Below are 23,945 nucleotides of genomic sequence, written 5' to 3'. Positions count from 1 at the left end.
TTATTTCTCCTTTTTTGGATCGGTCACGAAGCCCAGCTTGCTCAGGCCATGGGACTGCGCCGCCGCCATGACCTGGGCCACGACTTCGTAACGGGTGTTTTTGTCTGCGCGCAGCTGCAGTTCGGGCTGCGGCGCCTGGCGCGCGGCCTGCAGCAGGCGCGCATCGAGTCCGGCCGCATCGACCTGCTCCTCGCCCCAATGCAGCACGCCGGCCGCATCGATGGCGATGGCGACCGTGTCCGGCTGCTGCTGCGCCGCCGCAGCCTGCGCGCGCGGCAGGTCCAGCTTGACCGCATGCGTGAACATGGGCGCGGTGATGATGAAAATGACGAGCAGCACCAGCATCACGTCGACCATCGGGGTCACGTTAATATCGCTCATCATCGACTGCTGCCGCGATGGATTGAAGCTGCCGAATGCCATGCCGTTCCCCTTATTTGCTGAAGTAGGAATGCAAATCGTGGGCAAACCCGTCCAGCTCGGCGAGGGTCAGCCGGTTCAGGCGGTTCAATCCGTTATACGCCAACACGGCGGGTATGGCCACCACCAGCCCGAAGCCGGTCATGATCAGGGCTTCCCCGACCGGCCCGGCGATCTTGTCGATCTGCACGATGCCGGCTGCGGAAACATTCGACAGCGCATGATAAATCCCCCACACCGTGCCCAACAGCCCCACAAACGGGGCGGTGGCGCCGATCGAGGCCAGCACGGTCAGTCCGCTTTCGATGCGATGGGTGGCGCGCGTGATTTCCTGGCGCAGCACGCGGATGATCTGTTCATCCTTGCTCATTTCGCCGGCCAGGGTGGCGGCGCCACCGGCATGGGCCAGCCCTTGCGCGGGCAGCGGCACATAAATGCGCTCGCGGTCGGCCACGGTCAGGAGGGCGATGCCGTCTTGCAGGTTGGGCGCGCCCCAGAAGGCGTCCAGCGCCGGCGCCGCGCGGCGCACGCGCCAGGTGCTGAGCGCCTTGGACAGGATGAAGAACCAGCTCACCAGCGACATCAGCATCAGCACGTACGCCACCGCGTGGCTGATCGCGTCGCCCTGTTCCCAGTAGCGCGCGACGCTGAAGTGATTAACAGGTGGCATGACGCCGCCTAGTCCTTGAGGGCCAGCACGTCCTGCATGTCGTACAAGCCGGTCGCCTTGTCGGCCAGGAAGCGGCAGGCGCGCAAGGCGCCGTGGGCGTAGCTGACCCGGCTGCTGGACTTGTGGCTGATTTCGATGCGCTCGCCGGTGCCGGCAAACAGCACGGTATGGTCGCCGATGATGTCGCCGCCGCGGATGGTGGCAAAGCCGATGGTCGAGGGATCGCGCTCGCCGGTGACGCCTTCGCGCCCGTAGACGGCGCATTCCTTGAGGTCGCGCCCGAGCGCATCGGCAATCACTTCGCCCATCTTCAGGGCGGTGCCGGACGGCGCATCGACCTTGTGGCGGTGGTGCGCTTCGACGATTTCGATGTCGTAGCCTTCGGACAGGCTTTTGGCCGCCAGTTCGAGCAGCTTGAGGGTGACGTTCACGCCCACGCTCATATTGGGCGCGAACATGATCGCGGTTTTTTCGGCGGCGGCGGCAATCGCCGCCTTGCCGGCGTCGTCGAAGCCGGTGGTGCCGATGATCAGCTTGATGCCGTGGGCGGCGCAATATTCCAGATGTTTGAGCGTGCCTTCAGGACGGGTAAAGTCGATCAGGAAGTCGGCCCCGGCCAGGCCGGCGGCCAAGTCCGATTCGATCCTGATGCCTGCCGGCTGGCCGCCGAAGGCGCCCGCGTCCTGGCCGATCGACGGCGAACCGGCCAGGCCGAGCGCGCCGGCCAGCACGGCGTCGGGAGCGGCCGCGACCGCATCGACCAGCATCCGTCCCATGCGCCCATCGGCGCCCGCTACTGCAATTTTCATCTGAGTCATGTTGCTACCCCTCGTGCTACCTGTGCGCTGGCGCTGTGCGTGAAATGGCTTATTTGTTGATCTTGATCGAGGCCGAACCGGCTTCTTCCCGCTTCGGCGCTTCCTTGGCGGCCACCTTGGATGGACCGGCGATACGGGCGATGTATTCCTTCTCGGTCGGCAGATTGCCGCCGTCGAATTTCTCGACCTTGTTGTCCTTGAAGTAGACCGTGACCCGGCTGCTGGTCAGCTCGCCATCGCCGCGCGCCAGATAGAAAGGGAAATCCCAGCGGTCGGCGTGGAAGATGTCGGTCAGCAGCGGTGTTCCGAGCAGGAACTTGACCTGTTCGCGGGTCTGGCCCACCTTCAGCTGGGTCAGCATTTCCTGCGAGATGAAGTTGCCTTGTTGAATATCCGGACGATACGGCGAGAAAATCCACAGGAACTTTTGCAGCTTGCTGGCCTGGACGGTCTGGGCGCCGTCGCCGGGCGAGGCGTTCACCGGGACCACGGGATCCTTGGCGCCGCCGAACATGGTGCAGCCGGACAGGCTCAGAACAGCGCCGGCCAGGGCCGCCACGAGCGGGGCGCGCAAGCTAAAACGGTGCAAAACGGCAGTATCGACAGGCATAGAGGACCTCAAATCGTTGTACGGAAGCCTAGGCACCTCCGTCTAAAACGCTATATGATAAAGCACTACGCCAATATACGAGTAACAAACATGAGTAACAATCCTAGCGACCTCAAAGCCAGCGGCCTGAAAGCCACCCTGCCCCGTCTTAAAATCCTCGAGATTTTCCAGAACAGCGAGGTGCGCCACCTGACCGCGGAAGATGTTTACAAGATTTTGCTGACCGATAATATGGATGTCGGCCTGGCCACCGTATACCGCGTACTGACCCAGTTCGAGCAGGCCGGCCTGCTCAACCGCAACCATTTTGAAACTGGCAAGGCGATTTTCGAGCTCAACGCCGGTTCGCACCACGACCACCTGGTGTGCCTCGACTGCGGGCGCGTGGAAGAGTTCTACGACGAAGAAATCGAATCGCGCCAGCACAAGGTGGCGGTCGAGCGCGGCTTCAAGATTGCCGAACACGCGCTGGCGATTTACGGCAACTGCGTCAAGCCTGCCTGCCCCCACAAAACCTGATGCCGGCCTGATGCTGGCAACGCGCGCCGCCGCCTAGGAGTGGCTGAGCGCGTTCGACAGCAGCTTGGCCGTGATGTCCACGATCGGAATGACGCGCTCGTAAGCCATGCGGGTCGGCCCGATCACGCCCAGGGTGCCGACGATCTTGCCGTTGACCTCGTACGGCGCCGTGACCACGCTCATTTCATCCATCGGCACCAGGTTCGATTCGCCACCGATGAAAATCTGCACGCCGGTGGCCTTGCTCGACACGTCCAGCAGCTGCATCAGCCCGGTCTTTTGCTCGAACATGTCGAACATCTGGCGCAGCGACGTCATGTTCGACGACAAGTCCGACACGCTGAGCAGGTTGCGCTCCCCGGAAATGACCATGTCGTCCGACTGGTCGGCCATCGCTTCGCTGCCGGCCTCGACCGCTGCCTGCATCAGGCTGCCCATATCGTCGCGCAACTGGCGCAATTCGCTGGTCAGGCGCGTGCGCACGTCGTCGAACGACAGGCCGCCGTAATTCTGGTTGATGTAATTGGCCGAGCGCACCAGCTGGGCCGGGGTGTAGTCGGCCTCGGTCAGCAGCAGGCGGTTTTGCACGTCGCCGCGCGGATCGACGATCACCAGCAGGATGCGCTTTTCGGACAGGCGCAAAAATTCGATCTGCTGGAACACCGATTCGCGCCGCGGGCTGAGCACCACGCCGGCGAACTGCGACAGCGACGACAGCATTTGCGCCGCGTTGGCGATCATCTTTTGCGGCTGCTGGGCCGGCAGGCGCAGCCGTCCATCGACGGCGTGCTCGTCCAGGTGTTGCACAGTTAACAAGGTATCGACAAAAATGCGGTAGCCGCGCGGGGTCGGAATGCGTCCGGCCGAGGTGTGCGGACTGGCCACATACCCCAGCTCTTCCAGGTCGGCCATGATGTTGCGGATGGTCGCGGGCGAGAGGTCGAGTCCGGAAATTTTCGACAGCGCGCGCGACCCGACCGGCTGGCCGTCGGCGATGTACCGTTCGACCAGGGCTTTGAGCAGCGTTTGCGCACGGGTATCGAGTTGCATGATTCTAGGTGGGGTGCAGTAAGGACAAAGACAAGGACAAGCACAAGTGCTGATCCCCCTTATTATGCACGTTCGCAGGCATGGTGTGCAGTAATGTCGACTGCGCGTCCCGGCCGCCTCAATCGTGCTCGCGCTTGAGCCAGTCGAGCAGCTCGTCGAAACTGCGGCAGATGGCGTCCGGCACCACGCCGTGTTCGAGGTGGCGCGCGCTGCCGGTGCGGTTGAGCCAGACCGCGCGCAGCCCGGCGCGCTGGGCACCCTGCACGTCGAGCAGCACATCGTCGCCCACATACACGCAATCGGCCGGGTCGACCCCGAGTTCCTCGCAGGCGGCCAGGAAAATGGCCGGGTCCGGCTTGGCGCGGCCGAACTGGCTGGCCGCCACCGACACCTTGAAATGGTGCGACAGGCCGATCGCCTGCAAATCGGCATTGCCGTTGGTAACCGAACCGAGCAGGGAGCGGCCTTTCAGGCGCAGCAGCCCGGGCACCACGTCGTCGTAGGGAATGACGGCGTTGCGCGCGGCATAGAAATGGACCATGGCCTGCTCGACCTTGGCGGCATCTTCGCCGGCCGCCTCGAACGCCGACAGCAGGCCGGCGCGGCGCAGGGCGCCCAGGTCGAGCTCGAACTCGGGCTGCTGGGCCAGCAGGGCCAGGCGCGCCTGGCGCAGGGCGTCGATGGTGAAGCGCTCGGCCACGCGCGGCGCGTTGCTGTGCAGCCAGGTGTGCAGGGTTTGCTCGGCTTGCAGGATGACCGGGGCGATCGGCCACAGGGTATCGTCCAGGTCGAACAGGATGGCTTTGGGCCAGGTGCGGCGCGGCGTGGTGCTCATGTTCTGGCTCGGTAGTGGGTCTGGTTCCAGCATAACGAGGGCGGCGCCGAAAATCAATCGTCGCGCCTGCCGGTGTGCCAAGCCGGCGCGTCAAGGCCCGCCAAGGCGATACGCCCTTACACACCGATACAAGGCAATGAGCCGCCGCGTTAACAAATGCACTAAAATGACGTCCACATCAGGCTGTCCATCGGCGGCCCAGCCTTCCCACCTTACCGCATTCGTTTTGGAGAAAGTATGAAAAATCTGTACCTGCGTTCCGCCGTGGCACTGTCGTGCGCGCTGAGTCTGGCCGCTTGCGGCGGCGACGATGATGGCACCGTGCGGCTGGGCGGCACCTTGGAGAATGTGACCGTGTCCGGTCTGGTGCTGCAAAATAAGGGCGGCCCGGAACTCAAGATCGAACCGAACGCCACCAGCTTCGCATTTCCCGACCTGATCGCCAACAATACCGAATTCGACATCACCGTCAAGTCGCCGCCATCGAACGCCAACTGCAGCGTGGAAAACGGCAAGGGTAAGTCGAGCGTCTACGGCGTCGGCAACATCAAGGTGCGCTGCACCCTGATCCCGCACGACCTCAAAGGCAAGATCAGCGGCCTGACGAGCGGCCCGCTGGTCATCATCAACGGTGACCATCGCCTGAAGATTCCCGCCAACGACACTGAATTCAACATGACCCAGCTGGCTGAAAATAAAAAAGACAAGCTCGGCCAGGTCGGCGAAACCCTGGCCTACGGCGTGAGCGTGCTGCAACAGCCGCCGGGCCTGACTTGCCGGATTGACAACGCCGTCGGCACGATGGGCAAAGCCGACGTCGACAACATCCTCATCACCTGCAACTGATCCCGGCAGCCGCCCCTGCGCGGGCGGCGCCTTTTCCCCTGGAGAATTCTATGAAGTTATCCGTCCTGCGCCATTCGCTGCTGCTGGCCCTCGTTGTGGGCCTGTCCGCTTGCGGCGGCAAAGCGACCTTCCCTGTTGAAGGCAAAATTGAAAACCTGAAGTATTCCGGCCTGGTACTGAGCAACGTCGGCATGCAAAACCTGGCGGTCGATGCCAACGCCACCAGTTTCCGCTTCCCCAACACGATCGAATACGGCGTGCCCTACGATGTCAAGGTCGTGACCAGTGCGCTGCACCAGTCCTGCAATTTGGCGCCGCTGGACAGCGGCAAGGACACCGCCGGGCGCCAGGCTTCCATCAACGTGTTCATCAGGTGTATCGACAACGCGTTTTCGATCGGCGGCGCGGTCAAGGTGATCGGCGCCGACGGCAAGGTCCTTCCCTATACGGGCGACGGCCTGGTGCTGATCAACGGCAGCAACGACAGATACAGCATGCCCAAGGATGCCACGGCGTACAAATTCGCCAGGGCAATCCCCTACGGTACCAGCTACGGCGTCTCGGTGCTGACCCAGCCGGACGGCGGCAAGTATGTGTGCACGGTCGAGCGCGGCGTTGGCATCATGGGCACTGGCGAGAAGGGCGATGCCGACGTCACCAACATCGACGTGACTTGCCGCGAAAAATAAGGCGGCCGGGGATGGTGACGGTGATATTTGCAAAAGCTATAACTGATATTACAAAGATAAATTGGCTTGATATGCTGTAGCGCAGCATAATTGCACCTGTCTCCTCCAACTCTCCTCAAAAAGAATTGGATTTCAAGCCCGCTTCACAGCGGGCTTTTTTTTGTCCTGATTTTCGCGCTACTTCTTTTTTTCCAGCGCTTTCAAGTGGTCCGCCGCATTGCGGTTTTCCGGATTCAGTTCCAGCGAACGCCGGTAATGGCGGATCGCCAGCACATGGTCATCAAGAGCTTGGTACGCTTCGGCCAGGCTGTCATGGGCATTGGCGCTGTCCGGATACAGGCGCGTAGCCAGGCCGAGCACCGCAATGGCCGGCTTAAGCTGCTTGCGCGACAGCAGGCGGTAGCCCCAGCCGTTCAGGCTGCCCTCGGACGGGTTCGGCACCCCATATTGCTGCGTCACCTGCCGCAGTGTCGCGTCGATATCATCAAAACCGCCGCGGCCGGTCTGCTCGCGCAAGCGAAACAGGGCATAGCCGCCGCCGCCGGTGACGCGCAGGCCCTTCACATAAAATCCCGCCACGGTATCGATCATCTGATCCGGCCGGGCGCCGGCCAGGTTGGTCAGGATAATCACCGCCAGGTCGTCGTCGGGATACATATAGAAGGCCGAACGCCCGCCCCCGATGCCCGCCACCGCCCGGTGCGGCTGTTCGCCGCGGCGGATCGCCGGCCAGCCCATCGCCCACGGTGCCGGCCGCCCATCGGCGAAGGACGATGGCGTCCACATCGCGGCCATGCTCGCCGGCTTGAGCAGGCGTCCCTGCTGCAGGGCCACGATCCATTTGCCCAGTTCGGTGGCAGTGGTATTCATGCCGGCTCCCGTGCGCATTGCCGGCGGAAACTCCTCGATCACGTTGCGCAGCGTACCGTCGCGTCCGAAGCGGTAGGAATTGGCCTTATTCCTGATGATGTCCCCGCTGTCGCCGAAGGAGCTGTCGGGCATGCCGGCCACGTCGAACTGCCCGTGCCGGATAAACGCCAGGAAAGGCTCGCCGCTGAGGCGGTCGATGATTTTCCCCAGCAGTACGTAATTGGTCTGGTTATAGCTGAAGCGCTGGCCGGGCGCGAACTGCACCGGCAGCGTTTGCGCGCTCTTCCACGCCCCCTCCATGCCGCCCGGCAGCAGGTCGCCTTCCGCATCGAGGACGTCGGGAAGCCCGGACGTGTGATTGAGCAGCTGGGCCACGGTCACCCCCTGCCACGCGGCCGGCAAGCCATCGAGATAGCGCGACACCGGCGCGTCGAGGGCGAGCTTGCCCTGTTCAACCAGCTGCATGATGGCCACGCCGGTGAACGGCTTGGTCGCGGAATTAAGCGAAAACACGCTGTGCTTGTCGACCGCGACCCCGTGCTGGATGCTGGCCACGCCGAGCGCGCTCGAGAGCACCACTTTCCGGTGGCGGATCACGGCAATCTGCAAGCCCGGAATGCGGCGTTCCTCCATCTCGGCGCGAATGAATTCCAGGACTGCCTTGTTGGCGGCGCTGTCGGCCGTTGCGGCGGCGGCGGTGGCCGTCGGCGCGGCCAGGGCGCTCGCGCCCGGCAGACTGACGGCCAGGCCAGCGAGCAGGAGACACAGTGTGCGGGGAAAACTCATCGGATGACGTTCCTTCATGGTGAGGGCAAATGGTTCGGCAAGCAGCGCCCATCATGGCATAAGCAAGAGCAATGTTGGCCCTTTGGAAACGATTTTTCTGCATGGATCGCCTTGCGCGCCATGCATGCCGAATAAGCGGGGCGCTGCCTGTCATCATCCGGTCATCTTGCCGTCACGGCACGGTCATCTGGGATGGCTAGAATCCGGCTTGCTAAATCAACCCCCAGCCATAGGACCTTCATGAACAAGCCAAACGATCTGGTTCGCACGTCCATCGACCCAGATGATATCGACTGCAACGATTCGCCGAATGAACACTTCAATACAGTGCTCAATGCCCGCCTGAGCCGCCGCAGCCTGCTGCGCGGCGGCATGGCGTCGGCCGCCACGGCGATCTTCGGCGCAGTCGGTTTGTCGGCCTGCAGCAGCGATGACAGCCCAGGACCGGTTACTCCGACGCCGACCCCGACGCCGGTCCCGGCTGAAAAACTGCTGGCGTTCACCGCCGTTCCGAAAAGCCTGGCCGACATCGTCAGCGTCCCGGCCGGCTACACCGCGTCCGTCATTTATGCGCTGGGCGACCCGCTCAACGGCACCACCGCTGCCTACAAGAACGACGGCACCGACGGCGATTTCGAGACCCGCGCCGGCGACCATCATGACGGCATGGAGTTCTACGGCCTGTCGGCGAGCGGCGCCGCCACCACCAGCGGTTCCGAGCGCGGCCTGCTGGCGGTGAACCATGAAGCGACCACCGACGCCAAACTGTCGTCCTTCTTCCTGCACGCCAGTGGCGGCGTGACCACCCTGCCGCGCCCCGCCGCGGAAGTGGACAAGGAAGTGGCGATCCACGGCGTGAGCGTGGTCGAAGTCAGGAAGACCGGCAGCGCCTGGGCCTACGTCAAGGATTCGTCGTTCAACCGCCGCATCACGCCGCTGACCGACATCGAGCTGTCCGGCCCCGCGCGCGGCAATGCGCTGCTGGTAACCAAATACTCGCCGACCGCGACCAAGACGCGCGGCACCCTGAACAACTGCGGCACCGGCAAGTCGCCTTGGGGCTCGTTCCTGACCGGTGAAGAAAACTGGTCCGGCTACTTCGTGCGCGGCGCCGCCGACGATGCCGCCCGTGCCGGCGACAAGAGCCTCGCGTCGCTCAAGCGCTACGGCCGCAACCAGGGCGCCGCCTCGCGCCACGGCTGGGAAAGCGCCGGCGCCGACGACAAGTACGCACGCTGGGACATCAGCAAGAAGGGCGCATCGCTCGACGGCAGCGACGACTACCGCAATGAAATGAACGGCATGGGCTACATCGTCGAAATGGACCCGTACGACAAGTCCAAGTTGGCCAAGAAGCGCACCGCGCTGGGCCGCTACGCGCACGAAAGCGCCGCCTTCGGCAACCCGGTGGTCGGCCAGCAGCTGGCCGTGTACATGGGCGACGATTCGCGCAATGAATACATCTACAAATTCGTCTCGACCGCCGTGTGGGCCGCCGCCGACGCCACCGCGAACGACCGCATGGCCACGGGCGACAAATACCTCGACAGCGGCAAGCTGTATGTCGCCAAGCTCAATGCCGACGGCAGCGGCCAGTGGATCGAACTGGCCATGTCGAACGCCGCGATTGCCGCGTACGGCGCGTACAAGTTCGCCGACCAGGCCGACATCGCCATCAACGCCCGCCTGGCCGCTGATGCGGTTGGCGCGACCAAGATGGACCGTCCGGAATGGTGCTCGGTCAATCCGGCCAATGGAGAGATCTACTACTCGCTGACCAACAACTCGAACCGTGCGGTCGACCCGACCGCCTCGCAGCTGGTACCCGACAGCGCCAACCCGCGCGCCTACACGGACATGAAAGGCAGCTCGGCCCAAACGGGTAATCCGAACGGCCATATCCTGCGCATGAAGGAAGGCGCGGGCGCCGCGGCTGCGACCAGCTTTACGTGGGACGTGTACCTGTTCGGCGCCGAAGCGGGTGCGAATGGCGGTTTTGTGAATCTGTCGAACCTGACCGCGGACCAGGATTTTTCGAGCCCGGACGGCCTGGCATTCAGCCCGTACACCGGCATCTGCTGGATCCAGACCGACGACGGTGCCTTCACGGACGTCAGCAACTGCATGATGCTCGCCGCCGTCCCGGGCACGGTCGGCGATGGCGCCAAGGTCACCTTGAACCACCCGAAGGCCAATGGCGGCACGTTGGCGGTCGATACCTATGTGGGCAAGAAGCCGACCGCGGATACGCTCAAGCGCTTCCTGGTCGGGCCGGTGGGGTCGGAAATCACGGGCATCTGCGAAACGCCGGATGGGAAGTCGATGTTCATCAATATCCAGCACCCGGGTGAAAACACGGCGCAGGCCAATCTGGCCGATCCGTCGAAGTACACCAGCCAGTGGCCGAGCAATGCCGGCTACGGCGCCGGCAAGCGCCCACGTTCGGCGACCATCGTGATTACCAAGAACGATGGTGGGCGGATCGGGACGTAAGGACCATTAGCCACTAACTTAAAAACCGTCATTCCTACCATTGGTAGAAATGACTTCCCGCCTTCGAGGGAATGACGGTTTTAAGGTTTGTGGACGAAGGATAGTAACGAGTGAGCGACGAATAGCATTTGACGCGGCTTCAGGTCGTCAGCCCCCCCACAATCCGCAGCACCTCGGCGCGGGCATCCGTCCATCCCGATGCCGCCAGCTTCGGCTGGCATTCCGGGCACGCCTCAAACGGATTGCACCCGTGTTCCAGCGCCACGTAGCGCGCTCCCACGACCTGCTTGCCCACATACGAATCAACCCTGCCCGCCGGCGCGCCGGAGGCCTTGGCGGGACTCGGCGGCACGCCCTTGAGCACCCAGCGCTGGAACGGCGCCGCATCCACGCCATCGGGCACGTACCACAGCTTGCTATCCTTGTTCCAGCGCGCACCCAGGGCCTTGGCCTCGTCTTTTTCGGCGTACGGGACTTTCAGCATGATCATGACAATGCTCCCATCAGGTCGGCCAATCAGGCCGGTTGCTTGAGCAAATTGGACAGCGCCACATACTGCGCCAGGCTCACCGTCTCAGGACGCGTCGACGGATCGATGCCCGCCTCGACCAGCTGCGCTTCGGTAAACATCCCGGCCACGCAGTTGCGGATCACCTTGCGGCGCTGCGAAAACGCCTTCATCACCACCGCCTCCAACGTCGGGCCGTCACAGGCCAGCTTGCGCGCGACGGGCACCATGCGCACGATCGCCGACTCCACCTGCGGCGGCGGATCGAACGCGGTCGGCGGCACGATGAACATCAGCGACATGTCGTAGCGCCACTGCAGCATCACGGACAAGCGTCCGTACACCTTGCTGCCCGGCGCCGCCACCATGCGCTCGACGACTTCCTTCTGCAGCATGAAATGCTGGTCTTCGATCAGGTGCGCGAATTCGGCCAGGTGAAACAGCAGCGGGCTCGAAATGTTGTACGGCAGGTTGCCGACCACGCGCAGCTTCTGCCCTTCCGGCACCGGGATCTGGCCGTAGTCGAACTTGAGCGCGTCGCCCGAGTGAATGGTCAGCTTCTCGCGCGGGAAGTTGTTTTCCAGGCGCGCGACCAGGTCGCGGTCCAGCTCCACCACGTGCATGTGGTCCAGGCGCTTGAGCAGCAGCGCCGTCATGGCGGCCAGCCCGGGCCCGATTTCGACCATCGCCTGGCCCTTCTCGGGTCCGATGGCGTCGATGATGTTATCGAGGACGAGTTTGTCGGTCAAAAAATTCTGGCCGAAGCGCTTGCGGGCGACGTGTTTCATATTCTTCTTCTCGATTCTGTTCTAAAGGTGCGATGCACCATGGGCCGCGGCGGCGTCCACCATGTGCAATGCGGTGCGGATGGCTTGTTCCATGCTGCCGCAGTCGGCGCGCCCGAGGCCCGCGGCAGCCAGGTCGAGCGCGGTGCCATGGTCGACCGAGGTGCGGATCAGCGGCAGGCCGAGCGTGATGTTCACGCCGCGTCCGAAGGTGGCGTACTTGAGCACCGGCAGGCCCTGGTCGTGGTACATGGCCAGCACGCAGTCGGCCTCCCTCAGGTACTTGGGCTGGAACAGGGTATCGGCCGGATACGGCCCGCGCGCATCGATGCCGCGCGCGCGCGCCTGCTCCAATGCCGGTGTGATGGTGTCGATTTCTTCGCGTCCCAGGTAGCCGTTCTCGCCCGCGTGCGGATTGAGGCCGGTGACCAGGATGCGTGGCGATGCAATGCCGAATTTGGTCTTCAGGTCGGCGTCGATGATGCCGACCACGCGTCCCAAGCCGTCACGGGTAATCGCCGCCGAGACATCCTTGAGCGGCAGGTGCGTGGTGGCCAGCGCCACCCGCAGCGGCAGATTGCCGGGTTCAGTCTCGCCGGCCAGCATCATCACCACCTGGTCCGTGCCGGTCTTGTCGGCCAGGTATTCGGTGTGGCCCGAAAAAGCCACGCCGGCGTCGTTGATGGTGCTTTTTTGCAGGGGCGCGGTGACGATGGCGTCGAACCAGCCGGCACGCGCGCCTTCGACCGCCAGGTCGAGCGTGGCCAGCACCGCGCGCCCATTGGCCGGATCGAGTACGCCCGGCACCACATGGGCGCCGAGCGGCACGTCGATGACGGCGATGCGGGAAGGCCCGAACTGCGGCAGGCCGCCGTTGCGCAGCGCCTGCACCGACAGCGCGGCCAGTTTGATATCGGGGTCGATCAGGCTGGCGGTCAGCGCCAGGAAGGCGGCATCGCCGAGCAGCACGCAGTTGACCTGCGCGCGCATGGCCCAGGCGGCGCGGATCGAGATTTCGGGCCCGATCCCGGCCGGTTCGCCCGTGGTGATGGCGATCGCCGGCCGTGTGCTTGCCTGGTGCATCGGCTTACTTGTTTTCGTCGCGGAACTCGACGTAGGCGCGGTCGCGCACCTGGCGCGCCCAGTCTTCGGTGGCTTCTTCGAGCTTGCGGTCGCGGATCACCTGGCGCGCGGCCATGCGCACCCGTTCCTTGTTCTGGTCGTCGCTCTTGCGTTCCATCACTTCGATCAGGTGGAAACCATACGGCGTTTCGACCACGCCACTGAGCTCGCCCGGCTTGAGCGTGCTCATGGCGGTCTCGAATTCGGGCACGACGTCGCCCGGGTAGAGCCAACCGAGGTCGCCGCCCTTGCTGGCCGAGCCATCGTTGGAGAACAGGCGCGCCAGTTCCTCGAACTTGGCGGCCTTGTTGTCGAGGCGTTCCTTCAGTTCGGTCAGCTTGCGCTTGGCGTCGGCCGCCGTCATGGTCGGGCTGACCTTGAGCAGGATGTGGCGCGCGCGCGTCTGCTGCACCGCCGCCGGCGCGGTGGTGTCGGCCAGGTTGCGCTTGTCGACCATCTTGAGGATGTGGAAACCGGTGGTGCTTTTCAGGACCGGCGTGACCTGGCCCGGCTTGAGCTTGGACAGGGCGTCGGAGAACAGCGGCGGCAGGCGGTCGGTATTGCGCCAGCCGATTTCGCCACCCTTGAGCGCATCGCTCGAATCGGAATAGGTGGCGGCGATCTTGGCGAAATCGGCGCCGGTACGCAGCTGGCGCATCACTTCGTCGGCACGCGCGCGGCGCGCGGCGATCTGCTCGGGCGAGGCGTTTTCGGGGATGCGCACCATGATCTGCGACAGGTTCATTTCGACCTTGTCGGCGGCGGCGGCTTTTTCGGCGGCCAGGTAGGTGTCGACTTCGGCGTCGGAAATCTGGATCTTGTTGTCGACTTCATGCTCGCGCAGGCGCTGCATCATGATCTCGCTGCGGATCTCTTCGCGGAAGGCGGCGAAGGTGGTGCCGCTCTTTTCCATCTGGTTGCGCATCTCCTGCACCGACATCTTTTGCTGCTCGGCGATGCGGCCGATGGCGCGGTCGAGCATGGTGTCGTCGACGCGCACGCCCATTTCCTTGGCCAGCTGCATCTGGGCGCGTTCGACGATCATGCGCTCGACCACCTGGCGCTGCAGGTCGGCCGCTTCGGGCACCGGCGCGTTCTGCGACTTCATCGCGCCTTCGACGGCGCGCACGCGCGCGGCGATTTCGTTGCGGGTAATGACTTCATCGTTGACCACCACGGCGATCGAATCGATGACATTGGCGGACGCCGATGCCGGCGGCAGAAAGCCGCCCGACGGCTTGGCGGCCGGCGCCGCGGCCGGCTTGACCGGGGCGCCCGGCTTGGCCGGAGCGCCCTGCGCGGCGGCCTGTCCGGCGCACAGGGCGCACAGCAGCGTCGCTGCGATCTTGAGTTGGTGCATACGGATATTACGCATAATCTGGGAAGCACTCATATTCAGGTGAAATTCGGTGAATAAAAAATCCGACGTCCCGCTTAACGGCTCGGGCCCGGATTGAGCCTCGTGTAACCTGGAACGCTCTTGTAAAACGATTCGAGCGGACTGCCGAAACCAAGCTTGGACAGGCCGTTCAGCTCAAGCTGGACGAACGCCTGGGTCGAGGTATTGCGCGTGGTCGTCACAAAACGCTGGCCGCCCATGCGGAACACCCAGCAATCGGCCTGATATTCCAGCCCGACCAGGCTTTCGACCACCTTGTGGCTCAGGACCGAGTAATTCATGCGGCCCACGCCATACCAGCGCGCCGACAGCGGCCACTGCGACGATATCATCGCATTCTTGACGCTGTCGCGCAGGAAGCGATATTCGGCGTTGATGACCTTTTTCTCGCCCGGTTGCCACTGCACTCCGTAGTTGGACGCGACCACGCTGCTGGCGCTGGCATTGTATTGCACCGCGCTGTCGAAGTTCCATTTCTCGGAAATCCGTCCGGACGCCTGCAGCAGCACGTCGGAGCGGCTTTCGGTGCGCGGGGCGTTGGCCAGCAGCTGGACGCGCTGCTCGTTCAGGTAAAAGCGCTGCCCGAACACCAGGCGCAGACGCTCGGCGCCGTTCGATTCGAGAAAGCGTGAGACCAGGGCCGCAGTCAACTGGTTCGCGTCCGAGACCCGGTCATGGCCGATGAAGCGGTTTTCGTTGAAGATCTGGGCCATGTTGAAGCTGGCCTCGAACGTATCGAAATTGGGGAACTTGCTCTGGTCCTTGTACGGCGTGTACACATAGAACAGGCGCGGTTCGAGCGTTTGCGTCATCTTGCGCCCGGCCAGCTTGGCGTCGCGCTCGAATACCAGGCCGCTGTCGAGCGAAAAGGTGGGCAGCACGCGCGTGAGCGAATTGGGGGCGGCGGCGGCGTTGGCGGCGGTGTCGGCTCCACGGCTGAGCTCATAGGCGCTGGCGTGCAGGCTGAGCTTGGGCGTGATGTGGTAACCGGGCCGCACGATCGGATAACTGACTTGCGGCATCAGCACCGCACGGTTGCCGGTCGGCAGGTCCGGATGCGAAAAACGGGTGATTTCGGTGTCGACCGCCCAGTCGAAGCCGTTGACGTCGTAGCGGCCCGCGTGAATCAGCAGTTCCGGCAAGCGCGCGTACGGACGCGCGATGAAAAAATTCGGGTCCTGCAAAATCTGGTAACTCTGCGCCCGCAGCGACATGTTCCAGTGCTCGGCGCGATAGTCGGTGCGCACTTCGCGCACCAGCTGGCGTTCGGCGCTGCTGGAAATCGACTGCGAGAAGTCGCTCGGATAATTGTCATCCGAAGCGCCGTTCAGGTTCCAGCCGAACGACAGGCCGCGCGCGACGCCCTGGTTGTGCTGCGAATTGACGCGCCAGCGGTCGGTCTTGGTGACTTTATCGTTGGGCAGGACCTCGGCGTGGGTCTGGCCCGCATAGCCGCCGTAGTCGTTTTCGCCCAGGTAGCGCCCGGTGGCGCCGAACTGGATGCCGCGGTCGAGCATCCAGCGCGGATACAGGGTCAGGTCGCGGTTGGGAGCGATGTTCACGTAGTAAGGCTGCAAGACCTCGGCCCGGCCCTTGGAGCGCAGGCCCACGGTCGGCGGCAGCCAGCCGGAGCGGCGCGCGCCCGACAGCGAGAACGACAGCGCCGGCGTGCCGATGATCGGCACGCCCTTGAAATAGATCACGGTCTTGCCGGCCACGCCCACGTCGCGCCCGGCGTCGAGGCGCAGGGTGTTCGATTTGAGGTACCAGTCGGGCGTGAGGCCTTCGCAGGTGGTGTAGGTGCCGTCGGTGACGATGGCCTCGTCTTCGCTGATGAAGTCGACGCGCTTGGCCGAGCCCTGCGCGTTGTTGAGCTCCATGCGGTACTCGGGACGCAGCACCCAGCCCTTGCCCGAAGACAAGTTCAGCTGCAGCTCCTCGCCCTTGTAGGTGTCGCCGAAGCGTTCCATCCAGACATTGCCGTTGGCGGTGACTTCATTCTCGACGTTCTTGAAACAGGCGCGGTCGGCTTTCATCCGGGTTTGTCCCCGGCTCAGTTCGACTTTGCGCTCAAGAATGAGTTCGCGTTCGGGGCGGCCGGAAATTTCCTCTGCGCGCACGGTAACGGGCAGGTTCGGATCTTCGGTACGTTCGCGCTTTTGGACGTTCTGGACGGTTTGGGCGTGCAAGGGCACCGCGGTGGCGGTGACGAGCGCCGTCAGGGCATAGGCCCAACGCTGCGAGGGGAGAGCTGCCGGTTTTTTCCAGCTCATGAAATGACGTGTGCAAACACCATGGCAGGCGATTTTTTGAGTTTAATCCCTTATTATATGGGAATCTTCACCTTCAATCGGATTCTCAGGCTGCATCATGTCTTCAACGCTCCCCACCACCCCCGCAACATCGTCGGACACCCGCCTGACGCAGCTCACCACCTGGCTCGATACGCTCGGCCTGGTGCAGGTCGAATCGCGCCGTCCGGCCTCGGCCGACGCCAGCTTCCGCCGCTACTTCCGGCTCGACGTCGCGCCCGAACTGCGCGCCAGGCTCGGCGAGACCCTGATCGCCATGGATGCCCCGCCCGAGCGCGAAAACGTGCCGGCCTTCATCCACGTGCAAGGCTTGCTGCTCGCGGCCGGCGTCTCGGTGCCGGCCATCGTGGCGCAGGATGTGGCCAACGGCTTCCTGCTGCTGTCGGACCTGGGCACCACCACTTACCTGCAGCGCCTGGACGTCGACAACGCGCCGTTCATGTACTCGGACGCGGTCGACTCCCTGATCAAGTTCCAGCTCACCAGCGAACCGGGCGTGCTGCCGGAATACGACCGCGCCTTCATCGAACGCGAGCTGAACCTGTTCCCTGAATGGTTCGTCGGCAAGCATCTGGGCGTGACCATGACGCCGGAACAGACCACGCAGCTGAACAAGGTGTTCGAGGCGATCATCGCCAACAACCTGGCCCAGCAGCAAGTTTTCATGCACCGCGATTTCCATTCGCGCAACCTGATGTTCATGGACCAGGGCAATCCGGGCGTGCTGGACTTCCAGGATGCCGTGTTCGGCCCGGTCACCTACGACCTGGCCTCGCTGCTGCGCGACGCCTATGTGCAGTGGGATGAAGAGATCGTGCTCGACTGGGTGGTGCGCTACTGGCAGCGCGCCAAGGCGGTCGGACTGCCGGTCAATCCCGACATCGACGCCTTTTACCAGGACTTCGAATTCATGGCCTTGCAGCGTCACCTGAAAATCCTCGGCATCTTCTGCCGCCTGAACTACCGCGACGGCAAGAGCGCCTACATGGGCGACCTGGCCACCGTGACCGACTACGTGCGCAAGACCGCCAACCGCTACATCGTCCTCAAACCGCTGGCGCGCCTGCTCGACGCCTTCGAGGACAAGGCGCCGCAAGTGGGCTACACCTTCTGATGCGGAGCCCATCATGAAAGCCATGATCCTGGCCGCCGGCCGCGGCGAACGCATGCGGCCGTTGACCGACCATTGTCCCAAGCCGCTGCTCAAGGTGCGCGGCCGTCCGCTGATCGTCTGGCATATCCTGAACCTGGTGCGCGCCGGGATCACCGAGATCGTCATCAACCACGCGTACATGGGCGAGGCGATCGAGCGCGAGCTGGGCGACGGCGGCAAGTACGGCGCGCGCATCGTCTACTCGCCCGAGACGGTGGCGCTGGAGACGGCCGGCGGCATCGCCAACGCGCTGCACCTGCTGGGGGACGAACCGTTCCTGGTGCTGTCGGCCGACATCTACTGCCCCTACTTCGATTTTGCCCAGGTCACCGATGTGCTGATCGACGAAGACATGTGGGGCAATCCCTACCCGCCGGAAAAGCGCGACGCCTGCTGGATCTACCTGACGCCGAACCCCTTCCACAATCCCGAGGGCGACTTCGGCCTGACCATGTACCAAGTGGCCAACGACGGCGACACCAAGTGGAATTTCTCGAACATCGGCGTGTACCGGCCCGAAATGTTCAAGGCGATTGAACCGGGCACGCATGCGCGCCTGGGCACCCTGATCCGCCAGTACGCGCAGCTGGGCCAGGTGGGCGGCGAAATCTACGAAGGCGACTGGGTCAACGTCGGCACGGTGGCGCAGCTCGAAGAGCTCAACGCCCCGCTGGGCGCGCGCAAGGCGGCACCGTGAACAACGCGCCCTTTGCAGCGCGGCGCGCGCGCCTGTGCGCGGCGATGCAGCCGGGCGCGGTGGCGATCCTGTCGACCGCACCGGAAGTGCAGCGCAACAGCGACACCGACTATCCCTACCGCCACGACAGCTATTTTTATTACCTGACCGGCTTCACGGAACCGGATAGCGTGCTGGTACTGGTGGCCGCCCACGGATCGACGGCGGCGCAGGCGATCCTGTTCTGCCGCCAGAAGAACGTCGAGCGCGAAATCTGGGACGGCTTTCGCCACGGCCCCGAAGGCGCACGCGCCACCTTCGGCTTCGATAGCGCCTTCCCGATCGAGGAGCTCGACGCCGAAATGGCCAGGCTGCTGGCCAATGCCCCGGCGGCGTATTACGCGCTCGGGCACAGCGCCACGCTCGACATGCAAATGAAGAACTGGCTGCTGGCGGTGCGGCGCCAGGCGCGCACCGGCATCACTGCGCCGACGGTGGCGCACGACCTGCTGGCCATGCTCGACGAAATGCGGCTGTTCAAGGACGACGCCGAACAAGCCGTGATGCTGCGCGCCGCGACCATTTCGGGCGTGGCGCATGCGCGCGCCATGCTGGCGTCGAAACCGGGCATGTACGAATACGAGATCGAGGCGGAACTGCTGCACGAGTTCCGCCGCAGCGGCGCCCAGTATCCGGCCTACACGCCGATCGTGGCGTCGGGCGCGAATGCCTGCGTGCTGCACTACAACGCCAACAATACCCAAACGCGCGACGGCGACCTGGTGCTGATCGACGCCGGCTGTGAACTGGACAGCTACGCCGCCGACATTACCCGCACCTACCCCGTCAACGGCCGCTTCAGCGGGCCGCAACGGGTGCTGTATGAGCTGGTGCTGGCCTCGCAGGGCGCGGCGCTGGCGGTGGTGCGGCCGGGCCAAAAATACAGCGACATCCACGACGCCGCCACGCGCGTGCTGGCGCAGGGCATGCTCGACCTGGGCCTGCTCGACAAACACAAATTCGGCAGCGTGGACGACGTCATCGCCGAGCGCGCGCACCAGCAGTTCTACATGCACGGCACCGGCCACTGGCTGGGGCTCGACGTGCACGACGCCGGCGCGTATCGCGACGTCACGGTCGAAGGCAAGCCATCGCGCCCGCTGCAGCCGGGCATGGTGCTGACGGTCGAACCGGGCATCTACGTGCGTGCGGCGGACGGCGTGCCGGAACAGTTCTGGCACATCGGCATCCGCATCGAAGACGACGTGCTGGTCACCCCAGGCGGGCATGCCATCCTGAGCGCCGCGGCACCCAAGCTGGCGGACGATATCGAACAACTGATGCGAACCTGATGGACAACACACAAACAACGTTCGATGTGGCGATCTGCGGCGCCGGCCCGGTGGGCATGGCGCTGGCCGCCCTGCTGGCGCGGCGCGGCATGGCAAGCAGCGGCATTGGCCTGATCGACGCCAGGGCGCTGGGCGTGGCATTGAGCGACCCGCGCTCGATCGCGCTGTCGTACGGCAGCCGCCTGCTGCTGGAAGATATCGGCGCCTGGCCTCTGCTCGCCACCGCCACGGCCATCCACCAGGTCCATGTGTCGCGCCGCGGCCACTTCGGGCGCAGCCTGATCGACCGCGGCGAGCATGGCGTGGAGGCGCTCGGTTACGTGGCGCGCTACGGCGACCTGGTGTCGGCCCTGTCGGCGGCGTGCGAGCGCGCCGGCGTGGTGGCGATACGGCCGGCGCGCGTGGCCGGCCATACGGAGCATGCCGATGGCGTCGGGCTGACGCTCGACGACGGCCGCGAACTGACGGCGGCGGTGGTGGTGCAGGCCGAGGGCGGCGTGTTCGGCGAGCAGGATGCCAGGTCGCGCACGCACGACTACCGGCAGACGGCGGTGATCGCGCGCGTCAGCGCCAGCGCGCCGGTTGCGCATCGCGCGTACGAGCGCTTTACCGGCGAAGGGCCGCTGGCGCTGCTGCCGCAGGACGGCGCCGATGGCCATCAGTATGCGCTGGTGTGGTGCGTGCGGCCGGAACGCGCGCAGGCATTGCTGGCACTCGATGACGCGGCCTTCCTGGCGCAGCTGGGCGAGGCGTTCGGACAGCGCCTGGGACGGTTTACCGCAACGGGCGCGCGCGGTGCGTATCGGCTCGGGCTCAATGCCGAACCGGCTGCGACAGCGCGCACGGTGGCGGTCGGGAATGCGGCGCAGACCTTGCATCCGGTGGCGGGACAGGGATTGAATCTGGGGCTGCGCGACGCCGCTGTGCTGGCGCGGCTGCTGGCGCGCGAGGCCGGACCGGCGGCGCTGGCTGCGTTCGCGGGCGAACGGCAAACCGACCGCAAGCTGGTGGTGGAGCTGACCGACACGATGGCGCGCGCGTTCGCGCATGAGGGGCCGGGGCAGGCGCTGCTGGGATTGTCGCTTGGCTTGCTCGACACATTCAACCCAGCGAAGAATGTGCTGGGCGAATGGATGATGTTCGGACGGCGCTGACAACGCCATTCCTGCCAGTGGCAGGAATGGCGTGGCTTAAAACTCTTCCCAATCCTCGGCCGGCGCAGTGCTGGCCAACTGCTTTTTCACCGGCGCGCGAACCATCGGCTTCGGTGCAGTCCGTGCCGCCACATGCCTTGGCGCCGCTACCACCGCGCTGCCGGCATTGAGCTTGAACACGCTGACCACGGCGGCCAGCTGGCGCGCCTGGTCCTGCATCGCTTCCGATGCCGCCGCCGCTTCTTCCACCAGCGCCGCGTTCTGCTGCGTCACCTGGTCCATCTGCGTGACAGCCTGGTTGATCTGCTCGATCCCCAGGGTCTGCTCCTGGGTGGCGGCCGCGATGTCGCCCATGATATCGGTCACCCGGCGGATGCTCTGGACGATATCGCCCATCGTGCTGCCCGCCTCGTTCACCAGCTTGCTGCCCGCCTCGACCTGCTCGACCGAGCTGCCGATCAGGCCCTTGATTTCCTTGGCCGCCTGCGCCGAGCGCTGCGCCAGGTTGCGCACCTCGCTCGCCACCACCGCAAAGCCACGTCCCTGCTCGCCCGCGCGCGCCGCTTCCACCGCCGCATTCAGGGCCAGGATATTGGTCTGGAACGCGATCCCGTCGATCACGCCGATGATGTCGACGATCTTGTTGCTGGCCTCATTGATGCGGCCCATGGTATCGACCACGTTGCCGATCACGTTGCCGCCCTTGGTGGCCACCTGCGACGCCGTTTCGGCCAGGGTGCTGGCCTGGCGCGCGTTGTCGGCGCTCTGCTTGACGGTGGACGTGAGTTCTTCCATCGACGATGCGGTTTCCTCCAGCGAGCTGGCCTGCTCCTCGGTGCGGCTCGACAGATCCTGGTTGCCGGCCGCGATTTCGGACGAGGCGACTGAAATCGTATCGGTGCCCTGGCGGACCTGACGCACCACGTCGACCAGGCTGTCGTTCATCTTCTGCAGCGCGGTGAGCAACTGGCCGATCTCGTCGTTCGATTCGATCTTGACGGTGTCGGTCAGATTGCCCCCGGCGATGCTGTTGGCAAAGCGCAGCGCTTCGGCGATCGAGCGCGAGATGCCGCGAATGAGCGCCGCGCCGACCAGCAGGCCGACTGCCGCGCTAAAGACGATCAGGCCGATGGCCAGCGCGCGGGCCGTCTCGAACCGCGCCGTGGCCTCCTCATACTCGGATTTGCCAACGCTGAGCTGGTACTTGATCAGCGCATTCATGTTCTCGCGCACGGGCTGGAAGGTCTTGGTCAGCGCACCGTTCACCAGGGCGACAGCGGCCGGCACGTCCTTGGCGCGGAACGTGGCCAGGGTCGGCTTGACGCCCTGCGTCACAAACGCTTCCCGGCTGGCCTCGAACTTGGAAGCAAGGATCTTTTCTTCGGGGGTCAGGTAGGTCAGCATGAACCTGCCCCACACCTCGGTGACGATCTTGACGCGCTGCTCGACCTCGTCGGCCACGGCGCCCAGAGCAGCCGGGTCGGCGCTGACCGCCTTCGACAGGGCGGTCTGGTTTTGCTGGATTTCGGTCAGCACTTCGGCCAGCATGCCCACCGCCACCAGACGATCCTCGTACACCGTTTTGAGCGAGGCGTTGGTCACGCTCAGGTTGCGCAAGCCGAGCAGGCCAATCAGCAGGGAAATCACGCTGAGCACCACGATGACGAAAATGAGGCGGGCCTTGATCGTCAGATTTTTGAACATGGTCGGTGACCTTTCAGCTAGCGGTTGCGGGAGCCGGATGCGCACGGCCGGGGCGGCATGAAAGCCTGTCCTCCAAGAAATATACCGAAGTTGGGTAGGGAGTTAAATGGCGCATCATCAACATAGGTCAAATTCAGCGCAGCTTGTGTTTGTGATGCGACAAGCCAAGCGACAATATTGTGTGCTTGCCGTTCCTGATTTCGCCACGCGCGCTGGCGGCAGGGCCGACCAGGCTCAACACGTTCGGGCTAGCCAGGGCTCACGCGTGACGGATGATGACTTGCTGGTAAGTGGGGAAGCGGGAAGGTCGATCGTCACGCCCGAGGCGTGGGCGGGTGAGCGTAATGATCCAAAGCGGGCTGGCGCAAGAGCGCCGTCATTGACGGCGCCAATGCATTCCGATGGGGTGGGGCATGGGCGAAACTGGGGGATCGGCTTGTGGCGTCCCCCTGTACGGTTATCGGTTGCCCGCGTTCTCCGGGGCGTCCTTGGTGCCGGCCGCCGGTTCCTTGGACTCGCCACGCTCCCAGCTCTTTTTTGCTGGTGGTTTGAACACGAATGTATCCCCGGCGTTTTCGCCCCCGGCAGATTTGGCAGCCGCCTTGGCAGGCTTGCCGTTCTTGGCTGGCGCCGCAGGCTTCTCCATTACCATCTTCTTGTTCTTGTCGAATCTGAACGAGTCTCCGGCATTGTTAGTGGAATGCAAATTGCCGTTCCCGTCGTCATGGGCGAAGCCGGTCAGGGCGAAGATCGATACAACAGAAGCCAGAAGGCACAGTTTTGATTTACTCATGATGAAATTCCTGTTTGGTTTTAATCTGCGCGCGATGGGCGCAAATCATCTGAAAAAGCGCATTCCGATCCGACAATGTAACAACAAAGAAAATCTTGCTGTACGACTTATCCCTCGTCTTAGCGAAATGATCAATTAGCGGGGCGGAAAGCGCGTACATCAAAGAAAAAATTCAACCGGCGCTACGAAGATATGTCGAATTCTCTCCAACATACAGAACTTTGTCGGGATTTGGTCGCCAAGAAATTGGGGTTCAAGATAAGTGCAACAATGTCACATACTAATTTAAAAAAATTACGGCAGCAATTCAGAATATTGTTGGTTGTTTCCACTTGCATTGTCAATCCCTATTACATAAATTTTTATCATGCGCAACATATA

22 protein-coding genes are annotated in these 23,945 nt (G+C 63.9%); 8 read left to right on the top strand and 14 right to left on the bottom strand.

The genetic code is table 11. From position 1 onward, the window contains the following. Genes RBA40_RS26690 through RBA40_RS26675 form a run of 4 tightly spaced genes read right to left on the bottom strand, consistent with a single transcriptional unit; the run spans nucleotide 1 to nucleotide 2,518 of the window. Nucleotides 1-423: an ExbD/TolR family protein gene (locus RBA40_RS26690; protein WP_306651311.1), complete on the bottom strand. Its 423-nt coding sequence runs from the start codon at nucleotides 421-423 to the stop codon at nucleotides 1-3. Between the two features lie 10 nt (nucleotides 424-433). Then, nucleotides 434-1,090, bottom strand: coding sequence for a MotA/TolQ/ExbB proton channel family protein (locus tag RBA40_RS26685; RefSeq protein WP_306651309.1), 657 nt, complete (start codon nucleotides 1,088-1,090; stop codon nucleotides 434-436). An 8-nt stretch (nucleotides 1,091-1,098) separates the two neighbouring features. Next, on the bottom strand, nucleotides 1,099-1,908 hold the full coding sequence (gene dapB, locus RBA40_RS26680) for a 4-hydroxy-tetrahydrodipicolinate reductase (protein WP_306651307.1): 810 nt from the start codon (nucleotides 1,906-1,908) through the stop codon (nucleotides 1,099-1,101). A gap of 49 nt (nucleotides 1,909-1,957) precedes the next feature. Further along, on the bottom strand, nucleotides 1,958-2,518 hold the full coding sequence (locus RBA40_RS26675) for an outer membrane protein assembly factor BamE (RefSeq protein WP_306651305.1): 561 nt from the start codon (nucleotides 2,516-2,518) through the stop codon (nucleotides 1,958-1,960). Between the two features lie 90 nt (nucleotides 2,519-2,608). On the opposite strand from RBA40_RS26675, the gene fur reads away from it, so the two are divergent. After that, on the top strand, nucleotides 2,609-3,037 hold the full coding sequence (gene fur / locus RBA40_RS26670) for a ferric iron uptake transcriptional regulator (RefSeq protein ID WP_054264984.1): 429 nt from the start codon (nucleotides 2,609-2,611) through the stop codon (nucleotides 3,035-3,037). A 33-nt stretch (nucleotides 3,038-3,070) separates the two neighbouring features. On the opposite strand, the gene hrcA is transcribed toward fur, so the two are convergent. Both hrcA and RBA40_RS26660 read right to left on the bottom strand, forming a co-directional pair. Beyond that, a complete protein-coding gene (gene hrcA, locus RBA40_RS26665) occupies nucleotides 3,071-4,087 on the bottom strand; it encodes a heat-inducible transcriptional repressor HrcA (RefSeq protein ID WP_306626187.1) in 1,017 nt (338 codons plus the stop codon). Between the two features lie 118 nt (nucleotides 4,088-4,205). After that, entirely contained in the window at nucleotides 4,206-4,922 is a 717-nt protein-coding gene (locus RBA40_RS26660) for an HAD family hydrolase (protein ID WP_306651304.1), read from the bottom strand. Nucleotides 4,923-5,159: 237 nt separating this feature from the next. Here RBA40_RS26660 and RBA40_RS26655 point away from each other — a divergent pair, with 237 nt between their 5' ends. Both RBA40_RS26655 and RBA40_RS26650 read left to right on the top strand, forming a co-directional pair. Next, nucleotides 5,160-5,768, top strand: a complete 609-nt coding sequence (locus RBA40_RS26655; RefSeq protein ID WP_306651302.1) for a hypothetical protein — start codon at nucleotides 5,160-5,162, stop codon at nucleotides 5,766-5,768. Nucleotides 5,769-5,818: 50 nt separating this feature from the next. Further along, nucleotides 5,819-6,457 (top strand): hypothetical protein, encoded by a 639-nt coding sequence (locus RBA40_RS26650; protein ID WP_306651300.1) that lies wholly within the window; start codon nucleotides 5,819-5,821, stop codon nucleotides 6,455-6,457. Between the two features lie 177 nt (nucleotides 6,458-6,634). On the opposite strand, the gene RBA40_RS26645 is transcribed toward RBA40_RS26650, so the two are convergent. Then, nucleotides 6,635-8,113: a serine hydrolase gene (locus tag RBA40_RS26645; RefSeq protein WP_306651299.1), complete on the bottom strand. Its 1,479-nt coding sequence runs from the start codon at nucleotides 8,111-8,113 to the stop codon at nucleotides 6,635-6,637. A gap of 240 nt (nucleotides 8,114-8,353) precedes the next feature. Here RBA40_RS26645 and RBA40_RS26640 point away from each other — a divergent pair, with 240 nt between their 5' ends. Then, nucleotides 8,354-10,606, top strand: coding sequence for a PhoX family protein (locus RBA40_RS26640; protein WP_306651298.1), 2,253 nt, complete (start codon nucleotides 8,354-8,356; stop codon nucleotides 10,604-10,606). A 139-nt stretch (nucleotides 10,607-10,745) separates the two neighbouring features. On the opposite strand, the gene RBA40_RS26635 is transcribed toward RBA40_RS26640, so the two are convergent. The 5 genes from RBA40_RS26635 to RBA40_RS26615 form a co-directional block, all read right to left on the bottom strand. Next, nucleotides 10,746-11,096 carry a DUF5710 domain-containing protein gene (locus RBA40_RS26635; protein WP_306651296.1) on the bottom strand — a complete coding sequence of 117 codons (351 nt, stop codon included), beginning with the start codon at nucleotides 11,094-11,096 and terminating at the stop codon, nucleotides 10,746-10,748. 26 nt (nucleotides 11,097-11,122) lie between these two features. Further along, on the bottom strand, nucleotides 11,123-11,902 hold the full coding sequence (gene rsmA, locus RBA40_RS26630) for a 16S rRNA (adenine(1518)-N(6)/adenine(1519)-N(6))-dimethyltransferase RsmA (protein ID WP_306651294.1): 780 nt from the start codon (nucleotides 11,900-11,902) through the stop codon (nucleotides 11,123-11,125). Between the two features lie 21 nt (nucleotides 11,903-11,923). Continuing rightward, entirely contained in the window at nucleotides 11,924-12,982 is a 1,059-nt protein-coding gene (gene pdxA / locus RBA40_RS26625; RefSeq protein WP_306651292.1) for a 4-hydroxythreonine-4-phosphate dehydrogenase PdxA, read from the bottom strand. Between the two features lie 4 nt (nucleotides 12,983-12,986). Further along, on the bottom strand, nucleotides 12,987-14,381 hold the full coding sequence (locus RBA40_RS26620) for a peptidylprolyl isomerase (RefSeq protein WP_306651290.1): 1,395 nt from the start codon (nucleotides 14,379-14,381) through the stop codon (nucleotides 12,987-12,989). Between the two features lie 74 nt (nucleotides 14,382-14,455). After that, the gene (locus tag RBA40_RS26615; protein ID WP_306651288.1) at nucleotides 14,456-16,693 is read right to left on the bottom strand and encodes an LPS-assembly protein LptD; all 2,238 of its coding nucleotides are present in this window, start codon (nucleotides 16,691-16,693) and stop codon (nucleotides 14,456-14,458) included. Nucleotides 16,694-16,790: 97 nt separating this feature from the next. Between RBA40_RS26615 and RBA40_RS26610 the strand changes: the two genes are divergently transcribed. From RBA40_RS26610 to RBA40_RS26595, 4 genes are read left to right on the top strand one after another with little or no spacing between them, the layout of a single operon-like run. After that, nucleotides 16,791-17,846 (top strand): aminoglycoside phosphotransferase family protein, encoded by a 1,056-nt coding sequence (locus RBA40_RS26610; protein WP_306651286.1) that lies wholly within the window; start codon nucleotides 16,791-16,793, stop codon nucleotides 17,844-17,846. A gap of 13 nt (nucleotides 17,847-17,859) precedes the next feature. After that, on the top strand, nucleotides 17,860-18,582 hold the full coding sequence (murU, locus tag RBA40_RS26605; protein ID WP_306651284.1) for an N-acetylmuramate alpha-1-phosphate uridylyltransferase MurU: 723 nt from the start codon (nucleotides 17,860-17,862) through the stop codon (nucleotides 18,580-18,582). Further along, the gene (gene pepP, locus RBA40_RS26600) at nucleotides 18,579-19,913 is read left to right on the top strand and encodes a Xaa-Pro aminopeptidase (protein WP_306651282.1); all 1,335 of its coding nucleotides are present in this window, start codon (nucleotides 18,579-18,581) and stop codon (nucleotides 19,911-19,913) included. The genes murU and pepP overlap by 4 nt, the downstream gene beginning before the upstream one ends. Further along, nucleotides 19,913-21,067, top strand: a complete 1,155-nt coding sequence (locus RBA40_RS26595) for an FAD-dependent monooxygenase (RefSeq protein ID WP_306651281.1) — start codon at nucleotides 19,913-19,915, stop codon at nucleotides 21,065-21,067. The genes pepP and RBA40_RS26595 overlap by 1 nt, the downstream gene beginning before the upstream one ends. Before the next feature lie 36 nt (nucleotides 21,068-21,103). On the opposite strand, the gene RBA40_RS26590 is transcribed toward RBA40_RS26595, so the two are convergent. Next, complete coding sequence (locus RBA40_RS26590) at nucleotides 21,104-22,771, bottom strand: methyl-accepting chemotaxis protein (RefSeq protein ID WP_306651279.1); 1,668 nt, start codon at nucleotides 22,769-22,771, stop codon at nucleotides 21,104-21,106. 457 nt (nucleotides 22,772-23,228) lie between these two features. Beyond that, nucleotides 23,229-23,564 (bottom strand): hypothetical protein, encoded by a 336-nt coding sequence (locus tag RBA40_RS26585; RefSeq protein WP_306651278.1) that lies wholly within the window; start codon nucleotides 23,562-23,564, stop codon nucleotides 23,229-23,231. Nucleotides 23,565-23,945 lie beyond the last annotated feature (381 nt).

The organism is Massilia pseudoviolaceinigra (assembly GCF_030846505.1).
GTDB classification, from domain to species: domain Bacteria; phylum Pseudomonadota; class Gammaproteobacteria; order Burkholderiales; family Burkholderiaceae_D; genus Telluria_A; species Telluria_A violaceinigra.
This window is presented reverse-complemented; position numbering and strand designations above follow the sequence as displayed.